20 protein-coding genes, 1 riboswitch and 1 other annotated feature are annotated in these 17,164 nt (G+C 28.8%); of the genes, 1 reads left to right on the forward strand and 19 read right to left on the reverse strand.

The genetic code is table 11. The features are described 5' to 3' along the window. From nth to Q0W06_RS16310, 13 genes are all read right to left on the reverse strand, one after another. The coding region (gene nth, locus Q0W06_RS16250; protein WP_297638091.1) for an endonuclease III at positions 1-591 on the reverse strand (591 nt) is incomplete at its 3' end. A 23-nt stretch (positions 592-614) separates the two neighbouring features. After that, complete coding sequence (locus tag Q0W06_RS16255) at positions 615-1,319, reverse strand: lysophospholipid acyltransferase family protein (protein WP_297638093.1); 705 nt, start codon at positions 1,317-1,319, stop codon at positions 615-617. A 57-nt stretch (positions 1,320-1,376) separates the two neighbouring features. Next, positions 1,377-2,354: a tRNA epoxyqueuosine(34) reductase QueG gene (gene queG, locus Q0W06_RS16260; protein WP_297638096.1), complete on the reverse strand. Its 978-nt coding sequence runs from the start codon at positions 2,352-2,354 to the stop codon at positions 1,377-1,379. An 18-nt stretch (positions 2,355-2,372) separates the two neighbouring features. Beyond that, positions 2,373-2,957 (reverse strand): serine O-acetyltransferase EpsC, encoded by a 585-nt coding sequence (gene epsC, locus Q0W06_RS16265; RefSeq protein ID WP_297638099.1) that lies wholly within the window; start codon positions 2,955-2,957, stop codon positions 2,373-2,375. A 30-nt stretch (positions 2,958-2,987) separates the two neighbouring features. Further along, the gene (gene cysK / locus Q0W06_RS16270) at positions 2,988-3,896 is read right to left on the reverse strand and encodes a cysteine synthase A (protein WP_297638101.1); all 909 of its coding nucleotides are present in this window, start codon (positions 3,894-3,896) and stop codon (positions 2,988-2,990) included. An 82-nt stretch (positions 3,897-3,978) separates the two neighbouring features. Further along, positions 3,979-4,218 (reverse strand) — a binding site (T-box leader). A gap of 71 nt (positions 4,219-4,289) precedes the next feature. Further along, the gene (thiE, locus tag Q0W06_RS16275) at positions 4,290-4,910 is read right to left on the reverse strand and encodes a thiamine phosphate synthase (RefSeq protein WP_297638105.1); all 621 of its coding nucleotides are present in this window, start codon (positions 4,908-4,910) and stop codon (positions 4,290-4,292) included. After that, entirely contained in the window at positions 4,882-5,499 is a 618-nt protein-coding gene (thiT, locus tag Q0W06_RS16280; RefSeq protein WP_297638108.1) for an energy-coupled thiamine transporter ThiT, read from the reverse strand. Before thiT ends, thiE begins: the two co-directional genes overlap by 29 nt. After that, on the reverse strand, positions 5,496-6,164 hold the full coding sequence (gene tenA / locus Q0W06_RS16285; protein ID WP_297638111.1) for a thiaminase II: 669 nt from the start codon (positions 6,162-6,164) through the stop codon (positions 5,496-5,498). Before tenA ends, thiT begins: the two co-directional genes overlap by 4 nt. A gap of 25 nt (positions 6,165-6,189) precedes the next feature. Then, a complete protein-coding gene (thiM, locus tag Q0W06_RS16290; RefSeq protein ID WP_297638114.1) occupies positions 6,190-6,951 on the reverse strand; it encodes a hydroxyethylthiazole kinase in 762 nt (253 codons plus the stop codon). Between the two features lies 1 nt (position 6,952). Beyond that, positions 6,953-7,753, reverse strand: coding sequence for a bifunctional hydroxymethylpyrimidine kinase/phosphomethylpyrimidine kinase (thiD, locus tag Q0W06_RS16295; protein ID WP_297638117.1), 801 nt, complete (start codon positions 7,751-7,753; stop codon positions 6,953-6,955). A 91-nt stretch (positions 7,754-7,844) separates the two neighbouring features. Beyond that, a riboswitch (TPP riboswitch) is annotated at positions 7,845-7,945 on the reverse strand. A 44-nt stretch (positions 7,946-7,989) separates the two neighbouring features. Continuing rightward, positions 7,990-9,255 carry a CBS domain-containing protein gene (locus Q0W06_RS16300; RefSeq protein WP_297638120.1) on the reverse strand — a complete coding sequence of 422 codons (1,266 nt, stop codon included), beginning with the start codon at positions 9,253-9,255 and terminating at the stop codon, positions 7,990-7,992. Positions 9,256-9,516: 261 nt separating this feature from the next. Next, a complete protein-coding gene (locus Q0W06_RS16305; protein WP_297638123.1) occupies positions 9,517-9,825 on the reverse strand; it encodes a hypothetical protein in 309 nt (102 codons plus the stop codon). 406 nt (positions 9,826-10,231) lie between these two features. Next, positions 10,232-11,113, reverse strand: coding sequence for a YegS/Rv2252/BmrU family lipid kinase (locus Q0W06_RS16310; protein ID WP_297638126.1), 882 nt, complete (start codon positions 11,111-11,113; stop codon positions 10,232-10,234). Positions 11,114-11,351: 238 nt separating this feature from the next. Between Q0W06_RS16310 and pssA the strand changes: the two genes are divergently transcribed. Beyond that, positions 11,352-11,873 carry a CDP-diacylglycerol--serine O-phosphatidyltransferase gene (gene pssA, locus Q0W06_RS16315; RefSeq protein ID WP_297638129.1) on the forward strand — a complete coding sequence of 174 codons (522 nt, stop codon included), beginning with the start codon at positions 11,352-11,354 and terminating at the stop codon, positions 11,871-11,873. A 30-nt stretch (positions 11,874-11,903) separates the two neighbouring features. Here the strand turns inward: pssA and Q0W06_RS16320 are convergent, their stop codons facing one another. The 6 genes from Q0W06_RS16320 to Q0W06_RS16345 form a co-directional block, all read right to left on the reverse strand. Beyond that, positions 11,904-12,284: a hypothetical protein gene (locus Q0W06_RS16320; RefSeq protein ID WP_297638132.1), complete on the reverse strand. Its 381-nt coding sequence runs from the start codon at positions 12,282-12,284 to the stop codon at positions 11,904-11,906. A 72-nt stretch (positions 12,285-12,356) separates the two neighbouring features. Continuing rightward, the gene (locus Q0W06_RS16325; protein ID WP_297638135.1) at positions 12,357-12,722 is read right to left on the reverse strand and encodes a hypothetical protein; all 366 of its coding nucleotides are present in this window, start codon (positions 12,720-12,722) and stop codon (positions 12,357-12,359) included. Between the two features lie 4 nt (positions 12,723-12,726). Beyond that, positions 12,727-13,275 (reverse strand): rubrerythrin family protein, encoded by a 549-nt coding sequence (locus Q0W06_RS16330; protein WP_297638137.1) that lies wholly within the window; start codon positions 13,273-13,275, stop codon positions 12,727-12,729. A gap of 35 nt (positions 13,276-13,310) precedes the next feature. Continuing rightward, positions 13,311-14,708 carry a SpoVR family protein gene (locus Q0W06_RS16335; RefSeq protein WP_297638140.1) on the reverse strand — a complete coding sequence of 466 codons (1,398 nt, stop codon included), beginning with the start codon at positions 14,706-14,708 and terminating at the stop codon, positions 13,311-13,313. Between the two features lie 3 nt (positions 14,709-14,711). Continuing rightward, entirely contained in the window at positions 14,712-15,890 is a 1,179-nt protein-coding gene (gene yhbH, locus Q0W06_RS16340) for a sporulation protein YhbH (RefSeq protein ID WP_297638143.1), read from the reverse strand. Positions 15,891-15,892: 2 nt separating this feature from the next. After that, positions 15,893-17,164, reverse strand: a 1,272-nt coding sequence (locus Q0W06_RS16345) for a serine protein kinase (RefSeq protein ID WP_297638146.1), incomplete at its 5' end; no start/stop codon positions are given.

Here is a 17,164-nt window from a genome sequence, read left to right on the forward strand (position 1 = left end):
AGGACATTCTAAACATTTTGGTCTTTGTGATGAACAACATCTTCTTCCATGAAAAATTAAAAGATGATGTGTAAGTGACCACTCTCTTTTTGGTAATTCCTTTTGAAGTTGCTTTTCTACTTCTAGTACATTTTCTGAATTTGCAAGTCCTAATCTATTACCTACTCTAAATACATGTGTATCTACAGCAATTGATGGTACTCCAAATGCATTTGATAACACTACATTTGCAGTCTTTCTTCCTGCACCTGCAAGTGAAGTTATTTCTTCCATAGTCTTTGGAACTTCACCATTAAAATTTTCTTTTAACTGTCTACACATAAGCACTAAATTTTTAGCTTTATTTCTATAAAGACCTATAGACTTTATTCTTTCTTCTATTTGCTCATTATTTAAAGTTAAAAAAGCATCTACATCTGGATAATCTTTAAAAAGTGTTTCTGTAACTTGATTAACCTTAACATCTGTAGTTTGTGCCGAAAGGCATGTTGCAACTAAAAGTTGAAATGGTGTTTCATAATTTAATTCACACTTAGCATCCGGATATGTTTCTTTTAATATATCTAAAATTTCTTTAGTTCTTTTCTTCATAATAACACCTCTTTATTAAAGGCTTACTTATATACTCCTCTATAACTTTCTGGTAAAAGATTAGCAATACCCCTCATCATAGTCTCCATACATCTATCATCATAAGCATGCTTTTCTTCTTCTTTACCTTTTTTCTCTAAAACTATAGGTTTTCCAATTTTTATTTCTACATCTGCATTTTGCCATTTTTCTGCACCCATATCACCTGTTTTAGAAATTGGTACTAATTTATCTGTTCCAGCCATTCCTATAGGGACTATTGTTGCCTTTGTCATTCTTGTAAGAAGCAGAATTCCTTTTTTGCCCTCTATCATAGCTCCAGTTCTACTTCTTGTTCCCTCTGGGAATATCAATATATTTTCTCCATTTTTAAGAGTCTTAACCATTTTAGTCATAGCTTCTTTGTCTGCACTATTAGGACTTATAGGAATATTTTTAACCATCTTAGTTCCTATTTTTGTTATAGGATCATCTGATAATTTTTTTCCTGCTATAAAATATGGATCAAAATCTTTCTTTAATAATCTATTTAATACTAGTCCATCTGCATTACTTAAATGATTGCATATAAATAATATCGGCCCTTGTATATTTTTTATTTCTTCGTATCCCTCAACTTTTAAATTAGCATATTTTTTTATATATCCATCGGTTATTTTTTTCCCTAAAAACACCATTAAACCTTCTGGTAAATTTGTTATTATTTTTTTAGCAAACGGCGATAACATCCGCTCCCCCACCTCTTCCTCTGAAATTTCTCTTTCTCTTCATTATATGATAGAAAATTACAAAAGTCTATTAATGTAATCTTTTATATATGGAGATTCTGTTTTTATTCCTTTTATATCCTCTTTTTTATATAGTTTTTTTCTTATAATTCCATTTCTTATTAAAGTATTCTTTCCTCTCCATCCACAGGATGTATTTTTAAATGTTTCTTTAAACTCTCCATTAGTCATATTTATTAAAAACTCTAAATTTTCTTTTTCCATAAATTCATATGGATTAAATTCTTTTATCTTTCCTTTTTCTATTCCTTCATTATATATGCATTTTTTTTGGCAACTATCACAACCAAAAACTCTACCATTTAAAAGTTTCATTTCTTTATCACTTAAATCTTTTTTTTGTGTTAAATAAGATATGCATATATTAGTATTTCGCTTAAATTTATTTATAGCTTTTGTAGGACATTCTTTAAAACATATATTACATTTACCACATTCTTTATATTCTTTAAGTTCTAAAATTTTATTTTTTTCTTTAATATCTAATTCTAGGTCTGTTATTATTTCACCTAAAAATACATATGACCCATACTTCTCTGTTATGAGCATATTATTTTTCCCAATAAATCCTATACCAGCTAAATAAGCAATATATCTTTCTGGTAGTGTATTACTATCTACTAAAGCCTTTGTCTTATATCCTCTTTCCTTTAACTTATCACATATTTTTTCTAGATAAGATAAAACTACTTTATGATAGTCCATTCCTTTTGTATATACAGAGAATCCATTATCTTCACATTCTTTAAACGTGGAATAAGGGAAGGCTATAGAAATTATAGTCTTCCCCTCTTCCATGTAGCTAAATGGATTTATTCTCTTATCTATATCTTTTTCTTCAAATTCATTTTCACTTTTCTCTTCTTTTCTTTTTAAATATAGTTCCTTAAGTTCTGTGAATTTTCTCATTTTCACAAATCCAACTACATCTAAATTTAAAATTTTACAAAACTCTTCTATTTCTCTTCTATCCATAAACATCCTCGTAATAAATTATATAATCATATTATTGTATAATGTTTTCTTTTCGCCTTTAAAATTTTCAATCTCAATAATATTATTTTTAGCTTTACTTATTATTTTTGCTGGAATTCCAACTGCTGTTTGATTATCCTCAATGTCCTTAAGGACAACTGAGTTAGCTCCTATTTTCACATTATTTCCAATATTAATTGGGCCAAGTACCTTAGCACCACTTCCTATTATAACATTATCTCCAACTGTAGGATGTCTTTTCCCACTATCTTTTCCTGTCCCACCTAGTGTTACTCCATGATAAATAGTTACGTTATTTCCAACTTCAGCTGTTTCTCCTATAACTACTCCCATTCCATGGTCTATAAATAAACCCTTTCCTATAGTAGCTCCAGGATGAATTTCAATTCCTGTTAAAAATCTTCCTATTTGCGATATAAATCTTGCAAGAAAAAATCTTTTTCTCTTATATAATTTATTTCCTAATCTATGCAAAATCATTACATGGATACATGGATATAAAATAAACACTTCTAATTTACTTCTAGCGGCGGGATCTTCTTTTAAAATTCTTTCTAAATCATATTTTAAATTATTGAACACCGCTTTATCCTCCTGTTTTTTTAAAATTTATTAGTTATATAGTCCTGCTGAAAGATATTTTTCTCCTCCATCTGGTGCTATTGCTAATATTTTTTTACCTTTACCAATTTCTTTTGCTAAGTCTAACGCAACTTTAATAGCTGCACCTGCTGATACTCCTACTAAAACTCCTTCTTCACTTCCAAATCTCCTTGCAATATCATATGCATCTTCATTACTTACAGTTCTTATCTCATCAACATAATCTCCATTATAATTTCCTGGGATAAATCCTGCTCCTAAACCTTGTAATTTATGTGGTCCTGGTTTTCCACCACTTAATACTGCTGAATCTTTTGGTTCTACTGCAACACTTTTTAAATTAGGTAGTTTTTTCTTTAAATTTTTAGAAACTCCTGTAATAGTTCCTCCTGTTCCAACACCTGCAACAAAATAATCTAAATCATTTATATCATTAAATATCTCTTCTGCTGTAGTTTCATAATGCTTTTCAGGATTAGCTAAATTTTCAAATTGTTGTGGAATAAAGTACCCATCTTGTTTTCCAAGCTCATTAGCCTTTTCAATAGCTCCCTTCATTCCCTTTGCACCTTCTGTTAAAATGAGTTCTGCCCCATAAGCTTTTATTAAACTTCTTCTCTCTTCAGTCATTGTTTCTGGCATAACTATTATTACTTTATACCCCTTTAGTTTTCCTATCATTGCTATTGCAATTCCTGTATTTCCGCTTGTTGGTTCAACTATTACAGATCCTTTTTTTAAAAGCCCTAATGCTTCTGCTTTTTCTATCATACCAAGTGCTGCTCTATCCTTAACACTTCCACCAGCACTATATTTTTCTAATTTCACATAAACTTCTGCACTATTTTCATCATTTAAATTTTTCACCTTTAAAATTGGTGTGTTCCCTATCATTTCTAAAACGCTATTATAAATCATTTTTTTCCCTCCTAAAATTCATATTTATTATATTTTTTTCTATAATTTTTTAATAAAAAAACCCCGCCTCTTATATAACTATATAAGAGACGAAGTATACTATTCTCCGTGGTTCCACTCTAATTGGATTAAAACTTAATCCCTCTCTTCAAGCACTACTATGCTCTATTACTATAACGGGTAATACCGTAAACTCATACTTTCCTTTCTGAGTTTAAGCTCTAAAGGGCACTTCATTTAACTTATAATTAAAGACTCTCAACAACTGTCCTTTTCTCTGTAAATCTTCTGCTAAATTACTCTTCTTTTTCATCGCTTTTATTTCTGACTATTTTGATATGTTTTATTTACTTTTATTATATTCTTTTGAATATTTTTGTCAACAACTTTTTTTCAAATTAATTCTAATATTTTTTTAGATTTTCCTTCTATATCCTTACAGCCTAATATATCGCTAATTATTGCATATCCTTCCACTTTCTCAATTTCTCTTATATTCTCCTCTTTAATTCCACCAATTGCTACTATAGGAATTTCTACTTTTCCCTTTATCTCTTTTAATAATTCTAAACCTGTATTTTTAGCATCCTTTTTTGTATTTGTTTTAAATACTGCTCCTACACCAATATAGTCTGCACCCTCTTCTTTTGCTACTATAGCTTCTTCTAAAGTTGTAGCTGATACTCCAATTATCATTTCCTTTGGCACTATCTTTCTTACTTCTTTTAAAGGAATATCATCTTGTCCTATATGAATACCATTTGCCTTTGATAATATTCCTATATCCACTCTATCATTAACTATAAAAAGAGCATTATATTTTTTAGTTAATTCTCTAAGCATTAAAGCTTTTTCTAAAAACTCTTTTCCTAAAGTATCTTTTTCTCTAAGTTGAACTGTTCTTACTCCCCCTTTTAGTGCTTGTTCAATTTCTCCATAGAAATCTCTCCCTTTTAAAATTTCCTTATCTGTTACTAAATATAATTTAAGCTTGTTTAAATCTTCTTTGTTCATCTTTCCCCAACCTTTCTTTTAACATTTTTAATGGTACAAACATCATTATTACACTAGTTAAAAGTGTTTCTACTCCTGCACTTGAAAAATTATATATACTTGAATAAATCCATGGATTCATTCCTACAGGTGCATACTGACTAAAATATAAAACTCCTGAAACAGTACTCAATAAAGTTCCTAAAAGTCCTACAAACATACACCCTAAAAACACTTTCCACTTTTTATCCCATCCAAATATCCCTGATAATCCTAATGCCATACAAGGAAGTATATAATCTAATAAAAACTGTGCTGGGTTTATTATCATTCCTCCATTTAAAAGTTTCATTACACCAAATAAAACTCCACATGTTATAGCTTCACGTCTTCCATAAATCATTCCTAATATCATTATGGGCATCATAGAAAATAATGTTATACCTCCGCCTTGAGGATATTTTATAAATTGAATGATATATAAAATAAGTGAAATACTTGCAAATAATCCTATTATAATTATTCTTTTAGATCCAAATTTGATTTTTCTAATATCAAAAAAATGTGCTAATACTAATCCTATGCCTACTACACCAATGGATAAACTCATACAAGTGCACCTACTTTATTTTTTCTTAATGACATATCCCAAAATTCTAACTCATATAAGCTACATTGCTTAAAAATTTCTATATATCTTCTTTCTTCCTTTTTAGAGATATTCTTACATATATCATTAATATACTTTAACCAGCTATGCATAAATTCTTTATAACTTCCATCACCATAAAGCGCTATCCATTCCTTATAGTAATTTCCTTCAAGTTTAGCTTCTTCTAGTAAATGTTCTCCAATAAATCCATAACTCCAACTACATACTAAAGTAGCTATTGCAATTTCTTTTATATCACCTTGTAAAGAAACATTAATCATGTAATTTGTATAATTTACATTTTCATTTTCTGCTTTCATACTTTCCGCTTCTTTTTCTGTAATTCCCAGTTCCTCCATATACCTTATATGAGATGCTCCTTCCTCCATAGTTCCTGAAATAGATTTATATAAAAATCTCATTTCTTCCATATCCTTTGATTTGATAATCCCCATACAGAATACCTTTGCATATTCTTTTAAATATAAATAATCTTGTACTAGATAATCTCTAAATAACTCCTTATCTAAAGTTCCATCTTTCATTCCAAGGATAAATGGATGCTCTAAATATCCATTCCAAATCTCTTTCACTTCACTGTATAGCTTGTCTGTAAATTTCATATTATCCCCCTATTAAATTTAATATTTATATATATTTTTTTAATATCTCATCATTAAATTTTGATACGTTATCCATTAAATTAACTTTAAATGTTCCAAGTCCAATATCTTCTTCATCACTTAATTGTCCACAAATTCCCATTGTAGCTACACCAAGTTTAGCTCCTTCAAAACTATCTACTCCTGCTCCTAAGTATGAACCTATTAAAGATGCAGTCATACACCCTGTTCCTGTTATTCCTTTTAATCTAGATGTTCCATTATAAAGTTTAACAACCTTTTCCTTATTTGCTATATAATCAATCTTCCCTGTTAAAGCTATTGTAGTGTTTAATTCTCTACCAATATTTCTTAAATTTTCTTCGTCTATTTCTCCATCTTCTGAATCTACACCTTGTCCATTGAACTCCAATCCACTAATACTTTTGATCTCAGCTAAATTTCCTTTAATTACAGTAAAATTTATTTCCTCTAAAAGCCTTTTCGTAAATTCCATCCTAGTTTTAGTTGCAAAACATCCCACTGGATCTAATATAACTGGCTTATTATATTTATTAGCAAATTTTCCTGCTTGTAGAAAAAGTTCTAATCGCTCTGAATTCATAGTTCCAATATTTATTACTACTGCACTACTTATTTTTATTATCTCTTCCGCTTCTTCTTTTGAGTAACTCATAAGAGGGCTTCCCCCTATTGCTAAAGTTATATTTGCACAGTCATTAATTGTTACTTCATTTGTATAATGTAATACTAATGGATTTTTCTCTCTTACCAACTTAACTTCCATGTTACTCCTCCTCTATTTTATAAAAATGATTTACTGGCCCTACACCTTTTCCTAAGGGAAAACTATTTCTTATTGCTTCTGTTATATAGTCTTTTCCTCTTTGTACAGCCTCTTCTATTCCATATCCTAATGCTAAATTTGAAGTTATTGCTGATGATAATGTACATCCTGTTCCATGTGTATTATTTCTATTTAGCCTTTCACTTTTGTATTCTCTAATCATGTTTTCACCTAAGAGTATATCGATTGCTTCACCATCTAAATGTCCCCCTTTTATAAGGACATATTTAGGTCCAAAATTTAATATTTTTTTACCTGCTTCAATCATCTCTTCAACAGAATTTATTTTTATTCCTGTAAGTTCTTCTGCTTCCGGTACATTTGGTGTTACTAAATATGCCAAAGGTATTAATACTTCCCTTAATGCATCCTTTGCCCCTGGTTTTAAAAGAGAAAATCCACTTTTTGAAATCATAACTGGATCTAAAACTATCTTAGTTGGTCTATACTTTTTTAACCCTTCTCCTATAGCTTTTATAATTTTTTCTTCTGAAACCATTCCTATTTTCACACCATGAACTTCTATATCTTCAAATACAGCCTCTATTTGCCCTCTTATAATTTCCTCATTTAAGTTTTCTACTGCAAAAACTCCCATTGTGTTTTGTGCTGTTATTGCAGTTATAACACTCATTCCATAAGTTCCATTTGCACTAAAACTTTTTAAATCAGCCTGTATTCCTGCTCCCCCCGAGCAATCTGATCCTGCAATAGTTAATGTATTCTTTCTGTATTTTTTCATTTTAATTCCCCCTAGTTTTAATTTTTTATATAAAAAAAAGCCATATTCCAACTAAGGAATATAGCTTATAACTATCTAAAAAATATATTATTAATCTATCTTTACGCTTCCCTTCGCTGGTATTATCCATATCAGGTTCTTAGGGTTAATACATTTGTATCTCTCAGCCTTACGGCACCCCTAGCCTCTATTCGATTTTATTTCATTATGAACTTTAAGTTAATACTTGTCAATAATTAATCTTTTAATTTTCTACTTTTCTTTTTCCATATAGGATAAAAGTATTCGTCTATAATATCATGAATTAATATAATACCTACTAATTTTTCTTTTTCATCAACCACTGGTACTGATAAAAGATCGTACTTACTTGAAAGCTCTACCGCTTCTTCTATGTGGTCCTCATGATGTAATTTTTTAAAGTCTGTTATCATTATATTTTTTAATTTCTCTACTCCTGGACTTAAAATTAAATCTCTTAAAGAAATTACACCCTGTATCTTCTCATTTACATCTGTTATATAAATATAATACATTTCTTCTTCATCTGGCATAGTTTCTTTTAAAATTTCAACTGTCTCTTTAACCGTTATATCTAAGTTTAAAGAAATAAAATCTTTCGTCATAACACTTCCTACAGTTTCATCACCATATTCTAAAAGCTCTTTTACTTCTTTTGCATCTTCACTTTCAAGATTACCTAATATTTTTTCTCGTTCTTCTTCATCTAGGTCATCTAATATATCTGCAATTTCATCACTTGGCATATTTTCTAAAAGCTCTGTTGTTTTTGTCTCAGAAAGTTCTTTTATTACTTGTCCTTTATATTCTTGTTCAAGTTCTTCTAAAGTTTCTGCTGCTAAATCCTCATCTAGTGATTCAAAAACTCTTCTTCTTGATTTTGTATCTAATTCTTCTATAATATCAGCTAAGTCTGCTGGGTGAAGTTTTGATAATTTCTTATATGGAACTTGCAATTTCAAGTTATTATCAACCATTTCTAAGGATTCAACATCATCCCATCTTAATACAGTTCCCTCTGTGTTTTTTCCTAAAACCTTAAGTATAAACTTTATAATTTTTTCTAATCCAAACTTCTTATACTTTCTCAAGTTCCCTGTTTCAACTGCAACAACTCTATATTCACCAGCTATTTCAGCTATTCTTAAATCATCTACTCTAACTACTTGTTTTCCATTTATATCTACTATCTTTTTATCTAAAAGATTCCTTGATAAAAGATACGTATATGTCCTTGGAAGAATTTCTTTACTTCCTCTTGTCTTTATTAAAATTTTTCCGTCTTTTGAAAAATATTGGATACTTCTAAACTCAAAATGATAAGTAACTCCGTCTCTCTTTACTTTATACCCTATAATTCTTGGATACCCCTCTACTGTAGTTACATATATATCACGTAAAATTCCTAAAACATCTCCAAATTCATCATAAATTTTCTTTCCTAAAATTTCAGTGAAAGAAAATACAGATAGTCTTTTCATTCTCGTTCCCCCTTCTATCCACCTAGAGAAACCTTTGGTTTTTAAAATTCAAACAGAGGGCTTTCTCTAAGCTTTTTTTTGAGTTTTGGCTTTTCTTTATTTATAAGAGGTCCATCCTCCATTTCAATTCACCACCTTCTAAACTTTCATATACGTTAAAAAATGGTTTTGCATGGGCAAAACCATATTTCACTATATTTCTATACTTTAATTATATTATATATACATATATTTGAAAAGGTACTTATCTCATTTTGCTATTTATTTATCTATGTTTAGCCTAGTTTTACCAAAGTTTTTAATAGCCTTTTCAATTACTATTAAGAAAATAACTTCACTAATTATCATATATGGTAATACACTACATTTTATAAGTATTAATATATTTTCTATAAGTACTATTACAAGAATTAAAATTAGACTGCCAATTCCTTTTTTATCTATATTAGGTTTATCTATAAATATAACACTAATTATAAGAAATACAGCTAACATTAATACTATAATAGACGTTATAAACTCTCCATATTTAAGCTGTATTATATATCCAAAATTTATGTCTAATCTCACTATTCCACTACTAAATTTCATAAATATTAAATATAAAACACCTACTATTCCACTTGCTATATATACAATATTAAAAGATATTTTCTCAAATCTTAAATATATAAAAAATAAAGCAAGCACTACTAATGGGATTACTAAATAATTTAAATATACTAAATTTTTAAAAATATATACCCTTTCCACATTTTTCAAAAGACAAATTAATAGCAAAGTTAAATATCTAATTAAAAATAGAAATAGAGATATTCTAAAATAGATTCTTAGTTTTTTAGGTGAGTTTTCCTCATTTTTCTTTAGCAAAGATAGCACAAAAAAAAGTATAAATATCAATACAGTATAATAGATAAAGCTCAAGTCTTTTACCTCCCTATTACATAATTGTTATTTATACTTATTACTAAACTATTTAATTTATTCCTAAAATTTCAAGTCCGCCCTTTACACATTTAACTCTTAATGGAAATTCCGGTCCTTTTTCTCCATCAATATCTGTTCCGATGCCTTCATCACATTCTACTGTTAAGTCATCTGTCTTAAAATAAAGAACTTTATTAGAATCTAGATGTTCTCCTCTTAATACCTTAAGAAATAATGGAAATATCTCAATTATAGGTACTGGTTTAAATAAAACCACATCTAATTTTCCATCTTCAATACTAGCCCTATTTGCAATATTTAGATTTCCAGCAGTTTTTCCGTTAAACATAAGCATTAAATACATATGCCCTTCATAATTATATTCTTTTGATGAAAGTTTTACTTTTATTTTTCTAAAGTTCTTTATTTCATCTATTCCTTTAATATAATATGCAAGCTTTCCTAATGTATTTTTTAAGTTTATATTTATTTTTTGAGAAACATCTGTAAAAAGACCTGTACTTGCTACATTAACAAAATATTTATCGTTTATAGTTCCAATATCAATTTTCTTTGGCTCAATAGTCCCAACTATTTTATTACATGCTTCTTCAATGTCATTTGGTATTCCTAAAAGTTTACCAAAATCATTTGCTGTTCCAACTGGTAATATTCCAACTGGCAAATGGATGTCTTTTTTCATCATTTCATTGACTACAGAATCTACTGTCCCATCCCCTCCAGCTATAAGTATATACTCATATCCTTCAGCCATGTCCTCAAAAGCAACCTCTATATGTTCTCCCTTTTGTATTCTGTATGGACAAATAGAGTATCCAGCCTTTTGATGTATCTGTATTACCTTATCTAAATTTTGTAGTATTGCATTTTCTCCTGAATAAGGATTATAAATAAATTTTACCTTCCTCATCTTTTTCCTCCCTTAAAAAAACAGCACTATTGTAGAATTATATCATTATTAAAATTCCTTGTCGAGTTTTATAATTACTTGTAATTGCCTATATTTATCCGCATTTTTTAATCTCTCTATAATATAACATATACTTACCTAAAGATTTTCTTAAACTCTAACAATTCTCTTATATTATATCTTTAACTATGCTATAATTAATCATTGTAAGTTATATCTAAATTTTAGGAGTGATTATATGAAGAAAAGTTGTATTCCTAATATATTTACATTTATTAATTTATCTTGTGGGGTATTATCTTTATTATCTACTTTTAACCACAGATATCTTTATGCTGCTTTATTAATCCTTTTAGCTGGATTAGTAGACAGATATGATGGACGAGTAGCAAGATATCTAAATGTATCTAGTGAATTAGGAAAAGAGTTAGATTCCTTAGCGGATCTTGTTTCTTTTGGTGTAGCCCCATCAGTACTAATTTTTATACTATGTGATTTTAATAAATTAGGTCCTGTTGGTATATTAGGTTACGCTGTATTAATAGCTTTCCCTATTTGTGGTGCATTCAGACTTGCAAGGTATAATGTATCTACATTTGATGGAAATTTTAGAGGTATTCCAATAACTATAGCTGGTTGCTTTATGGCATTTTACGCTATTATATGCCTCTACTTAAAATTACCTATCATTATAGCTTTCGTCTTAATGATTATAGGTTCTTATTTAATGGTTAGTAATATAAAACTTAAAAAGCTATAAATAAAACAGGGAGATTTGGCTCTCTGTTTTTTATTCTTCTGTCGGTCTTTGATTCGGAGGATTATTTTGAAAATTTAATTCATGTTGTATTTCTGTCTGTATCATATTATTTATATCTGTCACCATATATTTCTTTTCATATTTTTCACTAACTGTCTTTCCTTTTACTTCTATAAATTCTAAATATTTTTCTGCATGTAAATCAAGTATTTTTATTACATGATCTATTATATCTCCAAGTGCTTCTACTCTATCTAATCCATCTTCAACACCTGATTTTTTTCTATGATACACAGTATTGAGTTCTGCAACACCACCTATTAGTAATCTATAGGAATCAACAAGTCTTTTTAAAAGTTCAGTTAAATTCATTAAATCATCATAATGAACATCCATTATATGTTTTGACATCTCTTTTCCCCCTTTATAAAAATTAAGTGAACAGTTTATTTAAATAAAATTTTAACTGCTCACTCATAATTTCTATTTTTTATTGCATTTACATTTACACTTCTGGTCTTTTTTTATATTTCCTGAATATTCTTCATCACAGATTTCAAAAAACTTATTTTCGCACTTACATTTATTTTTATAAGTAGATTCGTCCTTATGTTTATCTTCTTTCTCATTTTTATTCCAATTTACTTCCATGCAACATCCCTTTTTCAAATCTTTTTCTTCTGCACCCCAAGAAAATTCAAATATCTCTTCTATACTACTTTCATATTTTCCTTCATACTTTTCTTCATTTTTTTCTTCTCTGAATACTTCAGTCATATTATCAAATTCTATTAAATCTTTTAGTTCTTCTACTTCAAAAAAATATTTTTTTGGAAATTTACAATACATACCATCACCCTTTACAATTTTTTGTTTCATAATCTGGTTTAAAATATTGTTTTTCATATTTACATAAAGGGCATACTTTTGGTGGCTCATACCCTTCATGGATATATCCACAGTTTAGGCAGTGCCATTGGATTTTAGAATCCCATTTAAACATTTTTTTATTTTTTAATAGTTCAGATAAAAATATAAATTTTTCTCTATGTGATTCCTCAACTTCTCTGAGTTCTTTATAAAATGTTTCTACTTCTGAAAATCCTTCTTTTTTTGCTTTTTCCTCAAACTCTTTATAAATTATTTCTGTTTCTTCATTTTCACTACAAGCAGCTTTTAATAAATTCTCCTCTGTCGTTCCTATATTATCTAAAAATCGCTTAAAAGCTTCTCTTGAGTGTGCATATTCATTTTCAGCAATCTCATCAAATACATGCGATATCCATATATATCCTTCAGTCTTTGCTTTTTCTGCATATAAATTATATTTTCCTCTAGCTCTTGATTCCCCTGCAAAAGTTTTATAAAGATTTTTTTCTGTTTCACTTCCTGAAATCTTCAAATTTTTGCCTCCTATATATTACTTACTATATATATTTATTCCTGCTTGCTCCTTTTGTTACTATCAGTAATAAGTACTTTCAAATCCTCATTACATTCAAAAGTGAATTTTTCCCCTTCTTTATTTCTTGTCTCTAAATTTACTTTATAGCCCCAAAGTTTTGCAATATATCTTAGGGTTTCTTTTGCATAAGACATTTCAAGCTCTCTACCATCAAAAATATGCTCTAATGTAAGAGTATAATTTTTCTTATTTAAATCAATTACTCTTATATGTGGAATACCTTGCACTCCCATACTATTAGCTAAAGAATCTCTAATCTTTTTCCATCCATCTTCATCTGAAACTTCCTCAATTACAAACTCAAAAGTTTTCCTTCCATATTGGAAAAGATTTAATTCCTCGCATAATTCTCTTGTTAAATATTTTCTTATAAATGAAGAATCTCTTTCTAAATTTCTAACTTCAAAAACTTTCTCCATTCCATACTTTTCATAAAGATCCATAAATATTTTAAATCCAACATAATAAGGATTTAATCCACCTACCATAGGTGCTACTACATCATTGTGCCTCTTTAAAAACTCTAAATGAAGTTCTGTGTCTAAGTTAAGATTTTTTAAAATATTATAATGACAGAAACAGGCCCAGCCTTCATTTATAGTCTTAGTCTCTATTTGTGGTAAGAAATATTCTGACTCTCTTTTTACTATTCTTAAAATATTTTTTTCCCACTCTTCAAGATTTCCATATTGAATAATAAATCCTATTACATCATCTCTTGGCTCAAGAGGAATCTTATCTATCTCTGGTGGTTCTATCTGTTCATCCATATCAAGTATTCCTCTATCACTAATCTGCTTCTTAAAATCTTTAATTCTTCTTTCTCTTATTTCCTCGTCTGTTATTTCTTTTACTCCTACAGTTCTAGAAATACTATAACGAATTGAATGTGCTGCATCTAATACTTTTTCTACTTTTTCATATCCAATATTAGGATTATTTATATACCCTCTTATTATTTCTGCATCTAATTTAAATATTTCTAATGTTCTATCTGCATTAGTTCCTTCTTTAAAAAGTCTGTTATTCTTAAAGAAATCATTATGCCCATAAACGTGTGCTATTGTTAATATCTGCAAAAGAAGTGTATTTTCATTCATTAAATAGGCTAAACAAGGATTTGAATTTATAACCATTTCATATGGAAGTCCTGTCATATTTAATGAGTATAAAGTTTTATTTTTTTCATATGCCTTTCCATAACTCCAATGAGGATATTTAGAGGGCATACCAACGTATGCCTCATATCCTATCATTTCATTAAATCCTATAATTTCAAACTCTTGGGGATAATAATTTAATCCAAATTCCTTTGCTGCCTTTTCAATTTTTTCATTCCATTTTTCTAAATCTTTCAAATTGTACTCCACAGCCTACTCCTCCCCTAATTCTTTATTTAATATGGTTTTTAATGCATCCCATAAATCCTTTTTCTCTCTTACAATTACAGGGATAAATTTTTCATCTTCTATCTCTTTTGTAAATCTATAATACATAGTTGTAGAATAGGTTGATGGTAAAAGCTCACAGTATGCAAACATATTACTTATTTCGCATATTTTTTTCACACTTTTTATTGCTTTTTCATTATCCTCTGTCCAGTTGTCTCCATCACTAGCATAAACAGGATAAATATTCCACATTTCACTTGGATATTTTTCCTCTATCGTTTCAAGTGCTTTATCTATTCCACTTGAAATATAAGTTCCTCCTGACTCTGCTTTATGGAAAAACTCAAATTCATTTACATTCTTAGCTGTAGTTGTATGAGATACAAATTCAAATGCTATATTATTGTATTTTTTCTTAATAAATCTTGATAATACAAAGAAGAAAGATCTAGCTAAATATTTCTTTGTACTATCCATTGAACCAGATACATCCATTATAAAAATCATTACAGCATTACTTTCTCTTCTAGGCTTTTTCTTTACTCTATAATATCTTAAATCATCTTCTCTAAATGGAAATCTTTCTTCCGTATCTGTACTTTCTTCTACTTCTAATAATGCTCTCTTTTTCCCTTGTTTCCTTGCAATCTTAGACATTACAGTTTTCTTTTTTGCAAGTCTTGGTCTTATTCCATATTTTTGATAACCACACCTTCTTCCTGCACTCTCTACAAGAATTTCAGAATATTTTTTTCTATCTAAGTTTGGTAAATCTAAATCTTCAACTATATAATCTAATAATTCTTCTAAAGTCACTTCTGTTTCATAAACATCTTCACCTTCTGAATTACCAGCACCCTTTCCTTTTCCCTTACCATTTTTAGGAGAACCATTTCCAAGCTTATCGCCTCTCTTTTCTTCTCCATTACCTGTAGCTACTCCTCCTGTGTTTTTCCCATAAACAAATTGATATTCTTTTATTCCTCTAATAGGTATTTTAAATTTTTTATTTTTCCCTTCACCTATAATGCTTTCTTCTGATAAAATATCACCTAAATTTTCTTTTATAGACTTCTCTACAAGCTGTCTATGCCTTCTTCTATCTTCAATTGATCTATCATGATCAACAGGGGTTATTGTATTATCTCTAAAAATTGCCATCTTTAATCCTTCCAAAGATTATTAGCTGCATATTTTAAGATTACATCACAACAATGTAGGCAATATCCATTGTCTTGCATTTCTGCTACCATAGCATTATATTTTTCTGCTTGTTCTTTATTTCTAACTCTTGATTTAGTTACAATTCTTGAAAGATCCTTAACAGATGCCATAAGTTTCTTTTCTATAGCTTCTTTTAATGGTTCATATGAAGTATAATCTATATTTGCTCCATTTCTAATTAGATAGAACATATATGATGTAACATCTGCTCTAAATCCTTTTGCTGAAGATTCAGATACTCCAATATATTCTTCTATACTTCTCATGAATTCTTCATCTGGATTTAATTCTTCTCCAGTTGAAACATCTTTTATCTTGCTCTTATTTACAAATGCCTCTGAATTATCTATATAATTATTGAAAAGACTTTCTGCTTGCTCTCTAAATGAATGAATAAAAGCTTTTGTAATTTCTTTTTCAAGAATTTTATTATATTCTTTTCTAATAGTATCCTGAATAAATCCAAGATATCTCTTCTTATCATCACTAGCAATATCCATCTCTTTTACTGCTTTTATAATACTTTCCATAATACTTAATGGATTTATACAGTTATGCTCTGAAGTTGAAAGTGCATTATCTATTACTTTAACTATAAATCTAGTAGAAATTCCTTTCATTCCTTCATAAGGCCCAGCCTCATCTCTAAGCTCTCCAATATCAAGTCTCTTAGTTGAACCTTTTTCAACAATTTCTTCACCATTATAAATTTTAAGCTTAGTTATAGGATCTACTTTATTAGAACCCATAAGTCTTGAAAGTATTGCAAACATTGCTGCTATCTCAATAGTATGAGGTGCTATGTGTGCATCAAAAGCACTCTTTTTCAATATCTTTTCATAAATTTTTATTTCTTCATCAAGTTCTAAACAGTATGGAACTTCAATTTTAACTATTCTATCTAAAATAGCTTCATTAGTATGATCTGATTTAAACTTATTCCATTCTGCTTCATTTGAATGAGCTACAATAACTCCATCAAAATAAATCATAGATCCTTTACCAGGTGATGGTATAGATTTCTCTTGAGTAGCTGTAATTATAGTATGAAGATACTCAACATCATTTTTAAATACTTCTATAAACTCAACCATCCCTCTATTTCCAACGTTAAATCCTCCATTTAACGAGAAAATTCTTGGATCATCTTCTGCATACATATCCATTTTAGAAATATCAATTGATCCTGTTAATATTGATGTATCTTGATT

This window comes from uncultured Clostridium sp. (assembly GCF_947072515.1).
Taxonomy (GTDB): domain Bacteria; phylum Bacillota; class Clostridia; order Clostridiales; family Clostridiaceae; genus Clostridium.

Coding starts and splice junctions, on each gene's coding strand:
- Q0W06_RS16255 (WP_297638093.1), bottom strand. CDS start 1,319: ATGTTATCGCCGTTTGCTAAAAAAATAATAACAAATTTACCAGAAGGT.
- queG (WP_297638096.1), bottom strand. CDS start 2,354: ATGGATAGAAGAGAAATAGAAGAGTTTTGTAAAATTTTAAATTTAGAT.
- cysK (WP_297638101.1), bottom strand. CDS start 3,896: ATGATTTATAATAGCGTTTTAGAAATGATAGGGAACACACCAATTTTA.
- thiE (WP_297638105.1), bottom strand. CDS start 4,910: ATGAACAAAGAAGATTTAAACAAGCTTAAATTATATTTAGTAACAGAT.
- thiT (WP_297638108.1), bottom strand. CDS start 5,499: ATGAGTTTATCCATTGGTGTAGTAGGCATAGGATTAGTATTAGCACAT.
- tenA (WP_297638111.1), bottom strand. CDS start 6,164: ATGAAATTTACAGACAAGCTATACAGTGAAGTGAAAGAGATTTGGAAT.
- thiM (WP_297638114.1), bottom strand. CDS start 6,951: ATGGAAGTTAAGTTGGTAAGAGAGAAAAATCCATTAGTATTACATTAT.
- thiD (WP_297638117.1), bottom strand. CDS start 7,753: ATGAAAAAATACAGAAAGAATACATTAACTATTGCAGGATCAGATTGC.
- Q0W06_RS16300 (WP_297638120.1), bottom strand. CDS start 9,255: ATGAAAAGACTATCTGTATTTTCTTTCACTGAAATTTTAGGAAAGAAA.
- Q0W06_RS16310 (WP_297638126.1), bottom strand. CDS start 11,113: ATGAGGAAGGTAAAATTTATTTATAATCCTTATTCAGGAGAAAATGCA.
- pssA (WP_297638129.1), top strand. CDS start 11,352: ATGAAGAAAAGTTGTATTCCTAATATATTTACATTTATTAATTTATCT.
- Q0W06_RS16320 (WP_297638132.1), bottom strand. CDS start 12,284: ATGTCAAAACATATAATGGATGTTCATTATGATGATTTAATGAATTTA.
- Q0W06_RS16325 (WP_297638135.1), bottom strand. CDS start 12,722: ATGTATTGTAAATTTCCAAAAAAATATTTTTTTGAAGTAGAAGAACTA.
- yhbH (WP_297638143.1), bottom strand. CDS start 15,890: ATGGCAATTTTTAGAGATAATACAATAACCCCTGTTGATCATGATAGA.